The sequence below is a fragment of the Pinirhizobacter soli genome (genome assembly GCF_015905305.1).
Lineage (GTDB): Bacteria > Pseudomonadota > Gammaproteobacteria > Xanthomonadales > Rhodanobacteraceae > Pinirhizobacter > Pinirhizobacter soli.
In genome coordinates, this window is sequence record NZ_JADZLQ010000004.1 from 254,895 (window position 1) to 271,125 (window position 16,231).

Consider the following 16,231-nt stretch of genomic DNA (forward strand, 5'->3'; position numbering starts at 1 on the left):
GCGATCATGCCCTGCGCCATTGAATTCGTCCTGAATCGACGTTCAGCCACCCCGGAACCAACCGACGTTCCTCGCTCCCCATGCCCATTCGGCACCCGGCCCGGCCCTTCGGGCAGGCCGGGAATTCCCTTTTCCGGATAATTCCATTTCCGGGCAATGGCCGGGGCACTACCTTGGGCGCGCAGAAGAAGCCCTGCCCTTCGCGACCGCATCTGCCAGGCGTACAGGTCGCCCATCCCCGGAACCCTTGTCATGCGGAATATGATCCTTGCGTGCATGCTGCTGCTGGCGCCATTGGCGTCGCACGCGGCATGCAGTTATTCAGATTCGGACGCCATCGCCACCACGGCGCCCCTCCAGGGATCGGTCACGGTGGGTCGCGATGTGCCAGTGGGTACGGAGATCTACCGCGCGCGCATGACTTCGAGCGCGCTGGTAAGGGTCCTGTGCGACGCTGTATCGCCCTACCGTTACCGGTTCATCGTGCTGCCGAATGCGAGATCACCCTACGTCCACCCCGTTTTCGGCGCCAACGTCTACCAGACCAACGTCCAGGGCGTTGGCGTGGTTGTCTGGGCCGGCAACAACGTGGCCGTGCCGGCGCAGTTCAATTCGGCTCCCGCCGGCGCCGTTGCCATTGTCAATAACCACAACTATTTCGTGAGCCTGGTGAAGACGGCTGAGGTCGTGCTAGCCGGGAGCATCCCTGCGTCGCAGCTGCCGACGTTCGAGTACGTCGTGGGCACCAACAACCTGCGGGTGCATTCAGGCAGGACGGTGGGCTCGCTCAATATCGTGTCGGCCACTTGCCGCACGCCCGATGTGAACGTAAACCTCGGCAACCACGTGCTGGACGTGCTGACAGGCGTCAACACGACGACTACAGCGGTCGACGTGTCCATCGCCCTTCAGAACTGCCCGGCCTTTTTCGGCCGCACGTCCGTGACATCCACGAACGGCACCATTAGCGCAGGAAGCCTTGGTGACAATACCATCAGCTACCTCATTAACCCTACGACGTCAGCGGTTGACGCCGCCCGTGGGATACTTGCCCTGTCCAACCTGACGGGCAGTGCCACGGGCATCGGCATACAGCTGCTCAGGGCGGACGGCATCACCCCGGCGGTACTCAATAGCAACACAGCGTCGGGCCTGGCGCTCCAGCCAACAAACGGCCAGAACTACCAGATCCAACTCAAGGCTCGCTATATCCAGATCGCCGCTGTGACGACGCCCGGGCAAGCCAACGCCGCGGCAACGGTAACGCTTACGTATTTGTAAGGGCGCCCTTGCCTTGCTGATCCGTCGCCCGGTCAGGCCGCCTGGCGCAACGGTGCCATGGCGGCTTCGACCAGTGCCCAGCCAGCACCTTCCAGGTGAGCGCCCTCGCTCAGGGTGCGCCGGAATTGCCTTGCGCCGGCCTCGCCCTGAAAAAGCCCGAGGATATGCCGGCTGATGTGCTTGAGCTGCGTGCCCCGGGCCATTTCCGCCTCGATATAGATGCGCAGATGCTCGAGCACCTGGACCTTGCCTGGCAGCGGCGTGCCGTATAGGGCTTGCTCGCATTGGGCCAGCAGGTAGGGGTCGTGGTACGCGCTGCGCCCCAGCATCACCCCGTCCACGCGCCCAAGGTGTGCCTGCACCTGCTCCACCGTGGTGATGCCGCCGTTGATCACGATGATGAGGTCCGGGAATTCCTGCTTCAGTCGATAAACGCGGCCATAGTCCAGCGGCGGAATCTCGCGATTTTCCTTGGGGCTGAGCCCCTGCAGCCAGGCCTTGCGGGCATGGACCACCAGCACACGCACGCCGGCGGAAACCATGGTGCGGGTGAAGTGTTGGAGGTCGGCGTGTTCGTCCTGGTCGTCCACGCCGATACGGCATTTCACCGTCACCGGAATATCCACGGCCGCGGCCATGGCCTGGACGCATTCGCCCACCAGGGCCGGCTCGCGCATCAGGCACGCGCCAAAACGCCCGGACTGCACCCGGTCGGACGGACAGCCGACATTGAGGTTGATCTCGTCGTAACCGGCCGCCGCGCCCATCCGCGCCGCGGCGGCAAGCTCCGCCGGGTCGCTGCCACCCAGTTGCAGGGCCACGGGGTGTTCCTCGTGGCTGTGCTCGAGCAGCCGCACCTGGTTGCCACGCACCAGCGCCGCACTGGTCACCATCTCGGTGTAGAGGTGCGCATGGGGCGATAGCAGGCGATGGAAGTACCGACAGTGGCGGTCGGTCCAGTCCATCATGGGGGCGACGGTAAGGCGGTAGGCGGCGGGATCGGGGACGTGCATGGGAAATATTATAGCTGCCCCCTCCCTGACCATCGCTTATGCTTCGCCCCCGAAACCCAAGGAGAATCTTGTGATGAGGCGTTCAGGGCTTCTGGCTTTCCTTTGCATGGCTTTGGTTTTAATCGCCGGAAGTCGCCTCGCGTTCGCAGAGCCCACCCAGGTCGCACACGTCACCCTTGGTCATTCGACCGTCCCCTTGAATGGACCGTGGCGATTCCATGTTGGCGACGATCCTCGCTGGTCTTCAACGGATTTCGATGACAGCGCATGGGAAACCGTGGACCTCACGCCTGCGCCGGGCGCACATGATGGCGACGTCGGGCTACCCGGGTACGTCTCTGGATGGAGCCGGCGCGGCCATGCGGGGTATACGGGTTATGCGTGGTATCGAATGAAAGTCAGCGTGGATAGCGGCACGGACGCTCCGCTTCACCTGGCGGGGCCGACCCTGGTCGATTCGACTTACCAACTTTATGTGGACGGAAAACTGTTAGGAGGATCGGGTGATTTCTCCGGTACGCGGCCAACGGTGTTCGGCGTGCGACCAAGTATATTTCCCCTGCCGTCGTCATCATCGGACGGCCCGAAAACCTACCTGATTGCCTTTCGCGTGTGGATGGATCCCCTTGATGCGGGCGAAGACAACGGCGGAATCCATGTCGCGCCCATCATCGGCGACGCAGCCGGCATTGATCTGCTGCATCAAGTGCAATGGCTGCAGACATTCAAGGGCTATGTGGTGGATGCGGTCGAGCCGGTCGCGTTCGTCCTGCTTGCACTGATGGTTATCGGATTGATTTCGTGCCGAACCGAAGATACTTATCGGTGGCTGGCTGCCGCGCTGATTCTACTTGCGCTGCTGCGTGCCAATCAGGCGGTGTTTTACTGGTCGGACGTCTTGAGTTCGCGCTTCTCTGACATCGGGACCACCGTGATACTCAGGCCTCTGGTTTTGGCAGCATGGACACTGGCTTGGCGGGACTGGTTCAGCGTGAACAAGTATTCATGGCTGCGCTACTTTGTAAGCGCGCTCACCGTGGTTTACCTGGTCTTCGCATTGCTTGGCCGTCCGTGGTTCATGCCGGACGCGCCCCAGGGTCTCAAAGTGGCTGCCGACACGATGGTCGAAGGCGTACGCGTGGCCTTTGCCGCGCTCTATCTATGGATCATTGGGCTGGGCGTGATCCGACTTGCCAAACCGTCCACCTACCTGGCAGCGCTCGCGGCCATCCTGGTCGGCATTGGCCTGTTCGCCACGGAGCTCAACGCGCAGGGCGTTCCAGGCATCTGGTTTCCTTATGGAACTGGCGTGGCTAGGGGCCAGTATGCGTACGCCCTCTTCATCCCACTTCTGTTCCTGCTGATCTTGATGCGGTCCGTGGGCTATGCGCGAAGAAGGCAGCCCACGGAATAAGGATTATTTCGGCCGGCGCGAAGCAGCCTTTTTACCGCTCGCGTTGAGTTCGACGGCGGCCTTGATCAGCGCCTTGAATGCGTTGGCGTCCACCTTCCCGTCCTGGGCGATATCGATCGCGCGGCGGGCATTGCCTTCGAGGCTGGCATTGAACAGTCCGGCAGGATCGTTGAGCGACGCGCCCTTGGCGAAGGTCAGTTTCACCTTTTCCTTGTAGGACTCGCCCGTGCAAATGATCCCACCCAGGGACCAGACCGGCGTGCCCATCCACTTCCATTCCTCCACCACATCGGGCGCCGCCTGGTGAATCAGCTTGCGCATCCTGGCCAGGGTGTCCCCGCGCCAGTCGCCAAGCTCGGCAATCCTCTGGTCAATCAACTTCGACGCCGTGGCGGCATCGATCGAAGCTGGCTTCTTCATGGTGTGACCTCCCAAGCCTCGTTATCGGGCATTGTCGCGCTCACTCACCCGGATGATACGTCCGCTCGACATGCCCTTGTAATTCCTCAGGCCAGAAATACACCTTGCGCAGGTTGCCCGTGGTGTAGCGCTCGGCCTCGTCGTTGAAATGCTTCGAAGCGGGATTACCGCTTTCGCCGCCGGCGGTGATCGCCCGTGCGCGCACCTTGTCGCCGAACTCCACCACGGCGACGAAGCTGTTGCCGCTGATGCCGTAGTAACGCTTCGTGCCCGGCCAGCGATGCGCACCGAACGAGGCCAGCGAGCCCCAGCGTGACGAGGTGAAAGGCACCGGGATGCTCGCCTGTGTATCGTCGAAACGCTGCTTGATCGCGCCGTCGACACGCTGGAAGCGATTGACTTCGCCCCAGGGTACGCCCCAGCTGCCGAAGTCCTTCTCCAGCCGGTCAGCCGCCTCGGCCAGCGCGTTCAGGCGAACCTGCGATCCGGCTTTCTCGGCCATCACATCGTAGACGGACAGGCCTTCGGCCGTATCAAGCTTGCTGGCCTTGTCCCAGAGGATGTCGCCCCAGAACACGGCGAGCGAGGTCGGCATGGACGTGATCCCCCAGCGGTAATCCCACGTGCGCAGAAGCGCCACCGGTCCGGCAAGCTGCTTCTTCAACGGATCGCTGGCAGGCAGCGCATCGTAGTCGGCGATCAGGATGGGCAATTGGCGCGCGAACGCCGGCAAGTACGGATCGAAGGCCGTATCGATCAGCGAGGCCATGGTGAAGCCGCGCCGGCCGGTCAGCACGCGGGTCGCATGCAGGCCGCGAGGATTCTCGCCCACCGAGTCCATATAGCGCGGATAGTCCGCTTGCCTTGGACTATCGGGTCCTGCGGCCGAATAGGGCCAGTCGTTGGTATTGAAGATCCAGCAGGTCGGCGGGTTGAACAGGTGCGGCGCCTTGTCCAGCGGAAGCAGCCCTTTCCAGTCGGTCGCAGGATCGCTGCCATCGACGGGCTTGGTGTAGTCGAAGCGGTCGTCGCGGTTGGGAATGAACTGCGGATGCAGATAGGCGATGTTGCCCTTGTCGTCCGCGTAGATGGTGTTGTTCGACGAATTCGCCCGGAACTCCGCCACCTTCATATAGGCCGCATAGTCGTTGGCCTTGGTGCGCAGCCAGCTTTGCTGCAAGGCTTCCAGCGGCTTGTTCATCAATGAAACGGCGATCCACTTGTCGCCCTGCGCACGAACGATGGGACCGTGATGCGTGGCGTACACGGTGAAATGGCGTTCCGCGAGTGAGCCGTCCGCCGAGCGCACGGGCACCACGATATCGCGCGAGGTCACGGGACGCATGTCGTTGCCGTAGCGATAGAACAGCTTGCCGTCCTTGCGCTGGATCGTCTCGGCGAACTCGTCCACCACGTCGACCCCGCTGGAGGTGTGCATCCAGCCGATGTGCTTGTTGAAGCCCTGGTAGATGAAGAACTGGCCCCAGGTGACCGCACCGTAAGCATCGAGTCCTTCGTTACTGGACATCTGCAACTCGGAGCGGAAGAAGAACGAGGTATGCGGATTGATCAGGAGCAAGGCGTGGCCATCCGCCGTGAGCTTCGGGGCGATGGCGATGCCGTTCGAGCCGGTGGGCTCCCACCAGCTGGACGGGGGCGACACTTGAGCCAGCGCGCCCTGGGGATCCTTGCCATAGAAAGCCTGCAGATCCCTGGTCGACACGCGCTCGATATCGCCGCCGATGCTGCCTTCGCTGAAACTCAAGGCCATCCACGGCTCGAAGTGGCTGATCACCCGTGGATGCACGTCCGGATGCGTTGCCAGGTAGTAGTTGAGCCCGTCGGCCCAGGCAACCATCAATGCCTTAAGCCACGAAGGGCTTCGCGCGTAGTCGGCTTTTAGCGTTGCAGGATCGACGAAGAGTTTCTGCCGCAGGTCCTGCCACAGCGCTGATTCGCCTTCGGTTTCGGCCGTACGGCCCAGTGATGTGAGGTAATTGGTCTCGACGCGATTGAAGTCGTCCTCGGCTTGCGCATACGCCATGCCGAATACCGCATCGGCATCGCGCTTGCCATGGACGTGAGCGATGCCCCAGTCGTCGCGAGTGATGGTGATCGCCTTGGCTTCGCGCTGCCAACGTGTGGGATCGTTATCGGCGGCGCGGACGCCTGACGCAGCGAGTAATCCGCCGAGCGACAACACGAGCATGGCGTGGCGGCAAGCTGGCATCGGTGCCTTCCCCTGGGCGGATCGCCGATACTAGCCGCCTGCCTCGAGGGTGCGTCAAGTGCTGGAATTCACACTCGCCGACGGCTAATTCGCCAGGCGCGGGACCGCCTTTTTTACCGCGCGACGAGGTGGATCAGGCCGCGCGCGGCCGAATGGCGCGCAGTTGCGCCCCGATCGCGCGCGTGGCGCATTCGAGTTCGTAGTGATTCTGCAGGTTGATCCAGCTCTGGGCATCGGTACCGAAATAACGGGCCAGGCGGAGCGCGGTGTCCGCGGTAATACCGCGCTTTTCGTTGACGATTTCATTGATCCGTGCGGCGGTAACGTGCAAGGCGCCTGCCAGCGCATTGCTGGACAGTCCCATCGGACGCATGAACTCTTCGCGTAGCACTTCACCAGGATGAACAGGGGGAGGAAGCCTGGCCACTACAAACCTCCTTCAGTGGTAGTCAACAATCTCGACGTCAAAAGCATCGCCGTCGACCCATCGAAAACAAAGCCGAAACTGATCATTTGACACGGATGCTGTATTGCCCCGCGCGATCACCTCGCAACGCCTCCAATCGATTCCCCGGCGGCACACGCAGGAAATCGAGGGTTGCCGATGCATGTAGCTGCACCAGCTTTCTTCGGGCAACCTGCGACAGCCTCGACCAACGCCGGACTGTCAGTCCAGCGAAGAGACGTTCCATGTCCCTATCGGCGAAGCTCCTTATCAGGATTTATCGTATATCGATAAACGATCGATAGCAACTAAGCGACTTCCGACGGCAGGGCCGCATAGCAAGATGTCCCTGGTCTGGCTCGACGTACCGGCTAGCCGCCCCAGAGAACCGCCTGTGCCACTATGGTATCGGTGCCGTTGAAGGTCATCGCCGGCGAGCCGTACAGCTGGTAGCCCAGCGCAAGGGCCTCGGAGACGCTGCGACAGAACGCAGCGTCGTCCTTGCCGGTAAGGAGGCGATAGACGGGAAGGTCGTTCGGTGGCTGCGGGTTCATTGGACGTCCTGTTGGTTGGCTGATTGTAGCGTGGCAGGCACGCACTCTTGACGCAGCTGCACAGCGGCCGTGACGGCACTGCAACAGTCCAGGGATTACGCTTGGAGGGTTTCCCCCCTTTTTCCTAGGAGCCCAGCCATGTCCGACCAAAACAACGCCAAGCATTCCGGCCAATTCCGCATCGGCGGCGACATCGAGGTAAATCGCCTGGGCTTCGGCGCCATGCGCATCACCGGCAAAGGCATCTGGGGGGAGCCTGCCAATCCCGCTGCAGCCCGCGCCACGCTGAAAAAACTGCCCGACTTGGGCGTGAATTTCATCGACACCGCCGATAGCTACGGTCCCTATGTCAGCGAGGACTTGATCCGCGAGGTGCTGCATCCGTACAAAGGCACGCTGGTCGCCACCAAGGGTGGCCTCACCCGCCACGGCCCGGACATCTGGGCCCCGTTGGGCCGTCCGGAATACCTGCGCCAGTGCGTGTTGACGAGCCTGCGCCGGCTGGGCGTGGAACGCATCGACCTGTGGCAGCTGCATCGTATCGACGCGAAGGTGCCTCGCGACGAACAATTCGACGTGATCAAGGCCATGCAATCCGAAGGGCTGATCCGCCATGTCGGCTTGTCGGAAGTGAACGTCGAGGAGATCAAGGCCGCCGGGAAGTACTTCAAGGTAACCACCGTGCAGAACCTCTATAACCTCGGCAACCGCCAGAGCGAGGAAGTGCTCGACTACTGCGACGCGAACAACATCGGCTTCATCCCGTGGTACCCACTGGCTGCCGGCGAATTGGCCGCGGAAGGGTCGGTGCTGTCGAAGATTTCCTCGAAGCTGAAGGCCAGCAATGGCCAGGTCGCACTGGCGTGGCTGCTGAAGCGGTCAAAGGTGATGTTGCCGATCCCCGGCACCGGCAGTGTCGACCATCTCGTCGAGAACGTCGGCGGCGCCTCGATCGAACTTAACGACGAAGACTTCAAGGCGCTCGAACACGCCGCAAAGTAGGCACTCGAAGGAACGCGAGGGCCCGGTCGATTTGGCCGGGCCTTTCTTTTTCAAGGCCGCGCACGCCGCCTGCGGCAACAGCCGGCAAGCATCAGCTGAAGCGCACCGTGGCGACCACGCCAGTGACGTCTTCACGCGGGCGCAGCGAAACATCCCAGCTGTAGAGGTGGCAAAGCCGCTTGACGATGGCAAGCCCCAGTCCTGCACCGCTGCCGCCGGCGCCTTCGCCGCGAATACCGCGCTGGAAGAGTTTCTCCGCATCGTCCGGATGGATGCCCGGCCCGGTATCGGAAACATCGATGCGGTTGTCGCCCACACGCACTGTGACCTTGCCCTGCATGGTGTACTTGATGGCATTGCCGATCAGGTTGGTCAGCGCTACTGACAATACCGAAGCCGGCGCGTTGACCGTGACAGGGTCGGCCACCAGCAGGTCGATCTCGATCGGCTTGCCACCCATCTGCGGCCGCTGGCTCTCGATGACGTCGCTGGCGACCTTCGCCACATCGGTGGTTTCACCGCGCGTGGGGCCGCGGCGTTCGGCGCGCGAGAGTAGCAGCAAGGCTTCGATCAGTTCCGTGGCCTGGCGTGAGGCGCGTTCGATGCGCTTCAAGCGTTCGCTCAACTTGTCGGTGAGATCAGGCGAACCCTGCAGCAGTTCCGTGGTGCTGGCGATCACCGCCAGCGGGGTGCGCAATTCATGGCTGACATCGGAATTGAATTCCCGATCGCGCTCCACGATCAATGTAAGACGGGCGGCGTAGTCGTCCAGCGCCACGGCCAGCTCGCCCACTTCGTCGTCGGCAAAATGCAGCGCCAGCGGCTCGGCCTTGCCGGCACGGCGGAATTCACGGATGCGGCGGGCAAGGTCGGTGACCGGCCGCAGCACGCGCGAAGACAACCACACGCCCAGGCCAAGCGAGAGCAGGCCAAAGATGAACACCGCGCCGATCACGCTGATCAACAGCTGTTGCTTGCCAAGCTCGTCTCGCGAGACATCGAACTGCAGGAAGTTGTTGATGCCGTCCTTGCGCCGCACCGCCACTTTGTAGTGGTGGGTCTTGCCGTCGGGGCCTGGCTCGAAGAGGTCATGCACGCCCGTGCCGAGCTTCTGCCACGACAGCGGCACCTTGTAAAGGAACCGGTCGCTTGCCGTCTGCGCCTTGACGATCTCGAACGCCACGGGCGCGCCGGGGTTGGCCAGCACCTGGGCGTTCAGGTGATCGACCTCGTCTTGCAGCGAGGAATTGATCAGCTGTTCTTCGACCCTCGCGCGGATGTTGAGCGCGGCGAAGGCGAAGAGTGCACTGAGTCCGAAACCGAACAGCGCAAAGGTGACGATCAGCCGGAAGCGGAGCTTACGCCGCGACCGCATCCGGATCGACCATGCGGTACCCGATGCCGTGGCGGGTGTGGATGAGAGGCTTCTCGAACGGCTTGTCGATGGCGGCGCGCAGGCCATGGATGTGCACGCGCAGGGAGTCGGAGTCGGGCAATTCCTCGCCCCACACGCGCTGCTCGAGATCCTGGCGCGTGACCACGGACGGGCTTGCTTCCATCAGCGCCTGCAACAGCTTCAGGCCGATCGGATTCAACTGGATGGGCTTGCCCTCGCGCGACACGGTGAGCGTGTCGAGGTTGTAGGTGAGGTCGGCTACTTTCAGCACCCGGCTTTGCGGACCCTTGCCGCGGCGCGCCAGCACTTCCAGGCGGGCTGCCAGTTCCTGCAGGGCGAAGGGCTTGGTCATGTAGTCGTCGGCACCCGACTCGAAGCCGGTGAGCTTCTGCTCGAGGGCGTCGCGCGCGGTGAGCATCAGCACGGGCGTCTGCTTGTGCGCCTCGTGGCGTAGTTTGCGGGCCACGTCCAGGCCGTCCATGCCAGGCAGGGTGAGGTCCAGCACGATCACGTCGAAATCGTGCACCACGGCCAGGTGCAGGCCGGTGACGCCGTCGCCGGCGAAATCCACGACATGCCCGCGGTCTTCCAGGTAGTCGCCGATGTTGGTGGCGATGTCGTTGTTGTCTTCGATTACCAGAACACGCATGCGGGCACTCCGATGTCCGATGGCGGCGCGGTTGCCCCTTGGGGCTAGGCCGGAGGGGGCAAATACCCCGCTGCCACGAAGCTTAACGTTTGTCGCGTGGCCCGCACAGTCACATAAATGAACGGGACGCAAAATAAAGAAAGGCCCGGGCGCCATGGCGCCCGGGCCAAAGAAGAACTGCCCCGATGACCGAAAGCCCAGAAGACGGCAACCGCTGGGATTGCCTTTCGAACCCCGATGGGGACGTTATATACCCAGCCCGTTTAAATGGCCGTTAAGCGGCTTTTTTGCGGCGGCGTTTGGGCGGGGCCATGCGTTCGGTACCGGCCCCGGCCTCGCAGTGCCGGATGATGGCGTCGGCGATATCCACCCCGGTGCTGGCCTCGATGCCTTCCAGGCCCGGGGAGGCGTTCACTTCCAGCAAAAGCGGCCCCCGCGCCGAGCGCAGGAGGTCGACGCCGGCCACCCCCAGGCCCAGGGTGGCGGCGGCTTTCAGGGCCACCCGGCGCTCCTCGTCGGTCAGCTCCACCGCCTCGGCGGTGCCCCCGCGGTGCAGGTTGGCGCGAAATTCCCCGGGAGCGGAGGAACGCTGCATGGCGGCGACCACCTCATTGCCCACGACAAAGCAGCGCAGGTCCTGGCCATTGGCCTCGCGGACGAATTCCTGGACCAGGAAATTGGCATACAGGCCGCGGAAGGCCTCGATCACGCTTTGCGAAGCCGCCCGCTTCTCGGCCAGCACCACGCCCTGGCCCTGGGTGCCCTCGTTGAGCTTGATCACGTGCGGGGGGTCGCCCAGCATGTCCAGGAGGTCGGCGGTGTCGTCGGGATTGTCGCCCACGGCGGTCTTGGGCATGTCCACGCCCTGGGCCGCCATCAGCTGCAGCGACCGCAATTTGTCGCGGGCCCTCAGCACCGCGTCGGACGGGTTGGGCGTATGCACGCCCATCAGTTCCAGCTGGCGCAGCACCGCGGTGCCGTAGAAGGTACTGGAGGTACCGATGCGCGGGATCACGACATCCAGGTGGCCCAGCGGCTTGCCCTTGAAATGCATGGCGAACGACTGCGGCCCGATGCTCATGTAGCAGCGCAGGGGGTCGATCACCTTGACGGTGTGCTTGCGCTTGCGCGCCGCTTCCACCAGCCGTTGCGTGGAATACAGGCGCGCATTGCGCGACAGGATGGCGATTTTCAAAGCCGGTGAACTCCGATGGGGCGGCATGCCCCGCCAGGCGGGGCATCGAATGATGTCGATGCTAGCGCGCCGAGGTCGCGCGATGGTGACGATTATGGGGCAGCGGCCTCACCCCGTACCGACAACGCCCCGTAGGCTCGCGGTATACGAAAGCGCCGGATCCACGCGGATGCGATCGAGCAGGGTCATGCGACCCAGAAGTAGCGGGAACAGCATGTGCCGTCGGTCGTTAAGGTTCAGGTCGATCTCGAACCGCAGGCCTGCGATCTCGATTTCGGTGCGGATGAACCAGCGCATGTTGGCGTGTCCACCCGAATCGCTCACCCGCCGCCGCCCGGTGGCCATGGCGCGGCACGGCACCAGCACTGGATGGCTGCGCCGCCCGGTGCGTACATCGAAATCGAGCCAGGTGTCCCCGCCCTCTTCCGCCACCCGCAACGATTCCACGTGCAGCGAACTGGACCGCGCCCCGGTGTCGAGCTTGGCCTTGAGCGAGCCGATGCCGAAAGACGGCAGCGCCAGGCGCTCGCGCCAGCCGAGGGTGATGACTTCGGTCATGGGAATGCCGTCGGGTTGGGGAGGCGCATCCGGGAGGGTCCGGGGAGCTGGGGTGCGAAGGATACCCCTTCAATTAGACAGCTGGGCGAAGGAAGGATGAAATTCGCTAGCCGAGCATCCTGGCGTGGCTTGCCATAGGGTCATCGACACCCTCGAAGCCGAGGCGCAAGTAGAAACAGGCGGCCGCAGGCGTATCGGTCCGCAGACGAACCTTGTCGAAATGCAGCGCCGCTCCTTCGAGGAGGGCTAGCACCAGCGCTTCGCCGATACCCCGCCGCCGGAAGTCGCCGGCGACATAAAGATGCCGCAGTCGTGCGATGCGCGCCGACGAGACATACGGGTCGACATTCAAGCCGCCAACGCCTACCGCCCTCCCACTCCATGACGCCATGAGGATGCGTTCACCCGCCTTGTCGAACCGGTTGACGGCAGCGTGCCAGTCGTTGACAAACCGGCTGACAAACTTGAAGCCCTGACCGGATGCCTCGCGCTCCAGATCGTTCAGTCCCGACGTGATTGTCGTCAGTGGGGTGATGGCTAGCATATGTTGAGCATGGCTCACGACCGGGCAAATTGTAGCAAGGACGTGATGTCGTGCCTGTCCGCAGCTTGCAGTGCACGGATATAAGCCGATCGGGTGGCGCCCGGCTCCGTCAGTGAATTCGCGCCCCAGGTGAATTTCCCTCGCCCGAGGCTTTCGACGAGCAGGTCGCCCATCATGCGTGAGAGCCGGCCGTTTCCATTGGGAAACGGATGGATGGCCACGAGGCGATGATGAAAGCGGACGGCGAGTTCATCCGGAGGAAACACGCCCTCGTTGATCCAGAGTCGCGCGTCGTCGGTGAAAAGGCGCATCTGGACGCGAATAACGTGGGCTTCCACGCCGATGTTGCGGTCCGTCGTCCGGTAACTGCCAGCCCATCTCCAGACGTCCGCATACATGGCCTTATGGGCATTGCAGATAAATGCCTCGTCGGCGAGGTCCGCAGCACCCAGTCGTTGCGCCCGCTTCCGTAACGTTACGGACGCTGCGAGGATGTTTGCCTGCTCGGCGGCATTGAGTTCATGACGAAAGGTGATGAAGGCGGGCTTCAATCCCCTGCGCTCCTCATCGGTGAGAGGTGTCTGTCCTTCATCGAAGTCGAACAGGTCACTCACACGTAATCACTTCCAAAGGTCACGGCCTTCCATTTCCATCTGGATGTGGCGTTCAAGGACCTCCTTGCGAGCCACACCATCAATGGCCTGGTTCTCCAGGAGCATCGTGTGCTCGATCGGAACCAGATGTTTCAGGGCGACACGCCTGGCCTGTTCTTCCACGATGCTCTGCAGCGAAGGTGGATTGGGAACCAGGGCGTAGACGACCGTGCAATTCATCGCTGCGGCGGCACGTTGCAGCGAGTCCAGTTGAATCGAGCCACCGATCTCCGATGCTTCCATCCTGCTGACCGATACCTGCGTGATACCCATGCGGCGCCCCAGATCGGCCGCTGTCATTCCCAGCGCCTGTCGGATGCTCCTGATCCAGCCCTGGTTGGGCCGCGCCATGATCGTTCGCAATGAGCGCAGCTCGGCCAGCCGAGGATCGAGGTGTTTCCGGGTTGCAGCCGCTGTTTTTCGACTCGTTTTCATGGCTTTTACCTCAGCATAAGCTGAAATATAGCCTAAAGACTATGAATATTCAACTTTAAATAGCTTAAAAGCTATCAATGTTTATCTTTTAATAGCCTTTAGTCTATTTTTTCCCGAGTAATCACTGCTTATAGTCTATGCAGGAGATGGAAATTAGCACTGCATCGAGAGTCGAGATTTCAAAAGTCGACCAAACCCGTCCAGCACCCGCGCTGGCGATCCATGACGAAATCGACGTTCGCCAGGTGCTTGAACGATGCGTGTCTGGAGAAGTTTGGAGCGGCCCTGACCATGAGGCTGGAAGATCAGGTACCGAGCGCGCCTGGCAGGAAGGCCAGACTGAAGACGGCTGCCGAAGAGTCCAGGGATTTAACAGCGTTCGGTATCGGGTCGATGTGATGCATGACCACATCGCCAAAAGATACGGCGGCTTCGACTACCTCGACCACCATCCATCACAGCCGCAAGGACTGGAGCGGGTGAAGGGAATCGAACCCTCGTCAGTAGCTTGGGAAGCTACAGCTCTACCATTGAGCTACACCCGCGTGGGAGAGGGATGGTACCCCATGCATGCGGCGGGGTGGAACTGGCCCGATGGTGGCTGAACGACGACCCTGGGCACATGCCGACTGCCGCGACGCAAGCGCATAATTCGCCCAGCGGCGCGATGCGGGGGCATTGCCGCCATGGAGGCCCAGATGACCGCTTCGGAAAGATTCTTGTTTGGCGTAGCGTTTGCAGCGCTCTTCGCCACCGGCGCGCTGCGCGCCCAGGACACCACCACGACCTCCCCGCAAGTGGCGCGTATTTCCTATGTGCACGGCGACGCTTCGCTGTTTGCCAACGGCGCCGGCCCCTGGGAACCGGCCCAGCGCAATCGTCCGCTGGCCCAGGGCGAACGCCTGGCCACCAAGGGCTCGTCGCTGGCCGAGGTGGATCTCGGCGGCACGGTGCTGCGGCTGGGTGGCACCAGCGAACTGGGGGTGTCGTCGCTTTCCCCGGCGCAGGCCCGCTTCGCCCTGCCTTCGGGCGTGCTGCAGGTAAGCGTGCGTACGCTCAACCCGGGCCAGACGCTGGAAATCGATACCGACAAGGTGGCCGTGCTGATCGACAAGCCGGGCCGCTATCGTTTCGAGGCCGGCAAAGCCTATACCGCGGTGAAGTTGCGCGAAGGCAGTGCCTCTGCCTACGGCAAGGCGGCAGGACCGCTGGCATTGAAGGGCGGACAAAGCTATCGCTTCGACAACGCCACGCTGACGGCGCTGGCAGTGAGCGGACTACCGCCATCGGATGCCTTCGACACCTGGGCGGTCGGCCGCGACGGCAGCTTCGTGGCGCCAGCGACCACGCAGTACGTGTCATCGGACACCGTCGGCTACCAGGATCTGGATCACTACGGGACCTGGACTGAAGATCCGCAGGACGGCGCGGTGTGGTACCCGAACGACGTGGCGCAAGACTGGCAACCCTACGATTCCGGCTCGTGGGACTATGTCGATCCCTGGGGCTGGACCTATGTCGGCGACCAGCCGTGGGGCTTCGCGCCGTTCCACTATGGGACCTGGACGCACCGCCATGGGCGTTGGGGCTGGGTGCCCGGGCGCCGCCGCCTGCACGACCCGGGCTTCCAGGCCGCCCAGGTACCGCCACCGCCCGGCCACGGACGTCCCGCGCAATCGTGGGCTGCCGCCAACGCACCGGTATCGAGCTTCCCGGAAATCCGGCGCTTCCAGCAGCATGCGGCCCAACCCAACGGCCCCGCGATCGGCGACGCGAGGCCATGGCCGACGCACAGTCATGACGGCAGGCCACGCGATGTCGATGTCATCCGCGTACCTGACCGCAACCCGCCCACGATCGTCTCCACGGTGCGGCGCATGAACCCCGACGCCGGCGCGAGTGCGCGCCCGGGCCTGAGCTTCATCGCGCCAACACCGGAGCAGGTGCGGCAGGCCGGCGAATCACGGTCCCGCGTCGTCTCCACCGACGACATGCCGCAGGCTTCGGGCTTCGTGCCACGCGTCCGCGGTGACGAGGTCCATACATACCGCGGCAATATGGGCGGCGGTGCCAGGCCCGAGGTTCAATACATGAGCCGCCCCATCGACCGGCCTGGAGATGGTGCACAAGCTGGCAATGGCAATGGCAATGGCAATGGAAACGACAACGGACGTGGCTGGCAAGGAGGTGGTGACGGCAATGGCTGGCAAGGCGGCAACGGACGTGGCGACGGCAATGGCAACCGCGGTGGCTGGCAACGCCCACCGCCGGTACAACCGGCGCCTGGAAACCAGGTACGCATGAGCGTGCCGGCGCGTACCGCCGAATCCAGGCCCTCTGGCAACGGAAATGGCAACGGCAACGGCTCGAAGGGCGGCAACTCCGGGATGGGCACCGTTCGGTAAGCATGGCCTTCGGCCGCTACAATGGCCTGATGCAGAT

16 protein-coding genes, 1 tRNA gene and 1 pseudogene are annotated in these 16,231 nt (G+C 63.0%); 4 read left to right on the plus strand and 14 right to left on the minus strand.

Annotated elements, in window-relative coordinates; all coding sequences use genetic code 11:
* Window positions 1–252: 252 nt before the first annotated feature.
* The gene (locus NDK18_RS17880; protein ID WP_250628556.1) at window positions 253–1,281 is read left to right on the plus strand and encodes a fimbrial protein; all 1,029 of its coding nucleotides are present in this window, start codon (window positions 253–255) and stop codon (window positions 1,279–1,281) included.
* Between the two features lie 32 nt (window positions 1,282–1,313).
* On the opposite strand, the gene dusA is transcribed toward NDK18_RS17880, so the two are convergent.
* Window positions 1,314–2,294 (minus strand): tRNA dihydrouridine(20/20a) synthase DusA, encoded by a 981-nt coding sequence (gene dusA, locus NDK18_RS17885; protein ID WP_250628557.1) that lies wholly within the window; start codon window positions 2,292–2,294, stop codon window positions 1,314–1,316.
* 73 nt (window positions 2,295–2,367) lie between these two features.
* On the opposite strand from dusA, the gene NDK18_RS17890 reads away from it, so the two are divergent.
* Entirely contained in the window at window positions 2,368–3,708 is a 1,341-nt protein-coding gene (locus tag NDK18_RS17890; protein WP_250628558.1) for a glycoside hydrolase family 2, read from the plus strand.
* A 3-nt stretch (window positions 3,709–3,711) separates the two neighbouring features.
* On the opposite strand, the gene NDK18_RS17895 is transcribed toward NDK18_RS17890, so the two are convergent.
* From NDK18_RS17895 to NDK18_RS17915, 5 genes and pseudogenes are all read right to left on the minus strand, one after another.
* Window positions 3,712–4,128 (minus strand): DUF1801 domain-containing protein, encoded by a 417-nt coding sequence (locus NDK18_RS17895; RefSeq protein ID WP_250628559.1) that lies wholly within the window; start codon window positions 4,126–4,128, stop codon window positions 3,712–3,714.
* 40 nt (window positions 4,129–4,168) lie between these two features.
* Window positions 4,169–6,358: a penicillin acylase family protein gene (locus NDK18_RS17900; protein WP_250628560.1), complete on the minus strand. Its 2,190-nt coding sequence runs from the start codon at window positions 6,356–6,358 to the stop codon at window positions 4,169–4,171.
* Window positions 6,359–6,491: 133 nt separating this feature from the next.
* Entirely contained in the window at window positions 6,492–6,785 is a 294-nt protein-coding gene (locus tag NDK18_RS17905; RefSeq protein WP_345777088.1) for a HigA family addiction module antitoxin, read from the minus strand.
* Window positions 6,786–6,797: 12 nt separating this feature from the next.
* A pseudogene (locus NDK18_RS17910) lies at window positions 6,798–7,077 on the minus strand (type II toxin-antitoxin system RelE/ParE family toxin).
* Window positions 7,078–7,174: 97 nt separating this feature from the next.
* The gene (locus tag NDK18_RS17915) at window positions 7,175–7,357 is read right to left on the minus strand and encodes a DUF1737 domain-containing protein (protein WP_250628562.1); all 183 of its coding nucleotides are present in this window, start codon (window positions 7,355–7,357) and stop codon (window positions 7,175–7,177) included.
* Window positions 7,358–7,495: 138 nt separating this feature from the next.
* Between NDK18_RS17915 and NDK18_RS17920 the strand changes: the two genes are divergently transcribed.
* On the plus strand, window positions 7,496–8,359 hold the full coding sequence (locus tag NDK18_RS17920; protein WP_250628563.1) for an aldo/keto reductase: 864 nt from the start codon (window positions 7,496–7,498) through the stop codon (window positions 8,357–8,359).
* A 91-nt stretch (window positions 8,360–8,450) separates the two neighbouring features.
* Here NDK18_RS17920 and NDK18_RS17925 read toward each other — a convergent pair whose 3' ends face one another.
* The 8 genes from NDK18_RS17925 to NDK18_RS17960 all read right to left on the minus strand — a co-directional run bounded on the left by NDK18_RS17925 (window position 8,451) and on the right by NDK18_RS17960 (window position 14,334).
* A complete protein-coding gene (locus NDK18_RS17925) occupies window positions 8,451–9,734 on the minus strand; it encodes a sensor histidine kinase (protein WP_250624243.1) in 1,284 nt (427 codons plus the stop codon).
* On the minus strand, window positions 9,718–10,404 hold the full coding sequence (locus NDK18_RS17930) for a response regulator transcription factor (RefSeq protein WP_250624244.1): 687 nt from the start codon (window positions 10,402–10,404) through the stop codon (window positions 9,718–9,720). Before NDK18_RS17930 ends, NDK18_RS17925 begins: the two co-directional genes overlap by 17 nt.
* 274 nt (window positions 10,405–10,678) lie before the next feature.
* Complete coding sequence (gene rimK / locus NDK18_RS17935; RefSeq protein WP_250624245.1) at window positions 10,679–11,599, minus strand: 30S ribosomal protein S6--L-glutamate ligase; 921 nt, start codon at window positions 11,597–11,599, stop codon at window positions 10,679–10,681.
* 108 nt (window positions 11,600–11,707) lie between these two features.
* Window positions 11,708–12,157, minus strand: a complete 450-nt coding sequence (locus tag NDK18_RS17940; RefSeq protein WP_250624246.1) for an ATP-dependent zinc protease family protein — start codon at window positions 12,155–12,157, stop codon at window positions 11,708–11,710.
* Between the two features lie 106 nt (window positions 12,158–12,263).
* Window positions 12,264–12,701, minus strand: a complete 438-nt coding sequence (locus NDK18_RS17945) for a GNAT family N-acetyltransferase (protein WP_250628564.1) — start codon at window positions 12,699–12,701, stop codon at window positions 12,264–12,266.
* Window positions 12,702–12,715: 14 nt separating this feature from the next.
* Window positions 12,716–13,315, minus strand: a complete 600-nt coding sequence (locus NDK18_RS17950; RefSeq protein ID WP_250624248.1) for a mobile mystery protein B — start codon at window positions 13,313–13,315, stop codon at window positions 12,716–12,718.
* Window positions 13,316–13,321: 6 nt separating this feature from the next.
* A complete protein-coding gene (locus tag NDK18_RS17955) occupies window positions 13,322–13,789 on the minus strand; it encodes a mobile mystery protein A (protein WP_250624249.1) in 468 nt (155 codons plus the stop codon).
* A gap of 471 nt (window positions 13,790–14,260) precedes the next feature.
* Window positions 14,261–14,334: transfer RNA gene (locus NDK18_RS17960), tRNA-Gly, on the minus strand.
* Between the two features lie 153 nt (window positions 14,335–14,487).
* On the opposite strand from NDK18_RS17960, the gene NDK18_RS17965 reads away from it, so the two are divergent.
* Entirely contained in the window at window positions 14,488–16,194 is a 1,707-nt protein-coding gene (locus tag NDK18_RS17965; RefSeq protein ID WP_250628565.1) for a DUF6600 domain-containing protein, read from the plus strand.
* The last annotated feature ends 37 nt before the right edge of the window (window positions 16,195–16,231 follow it).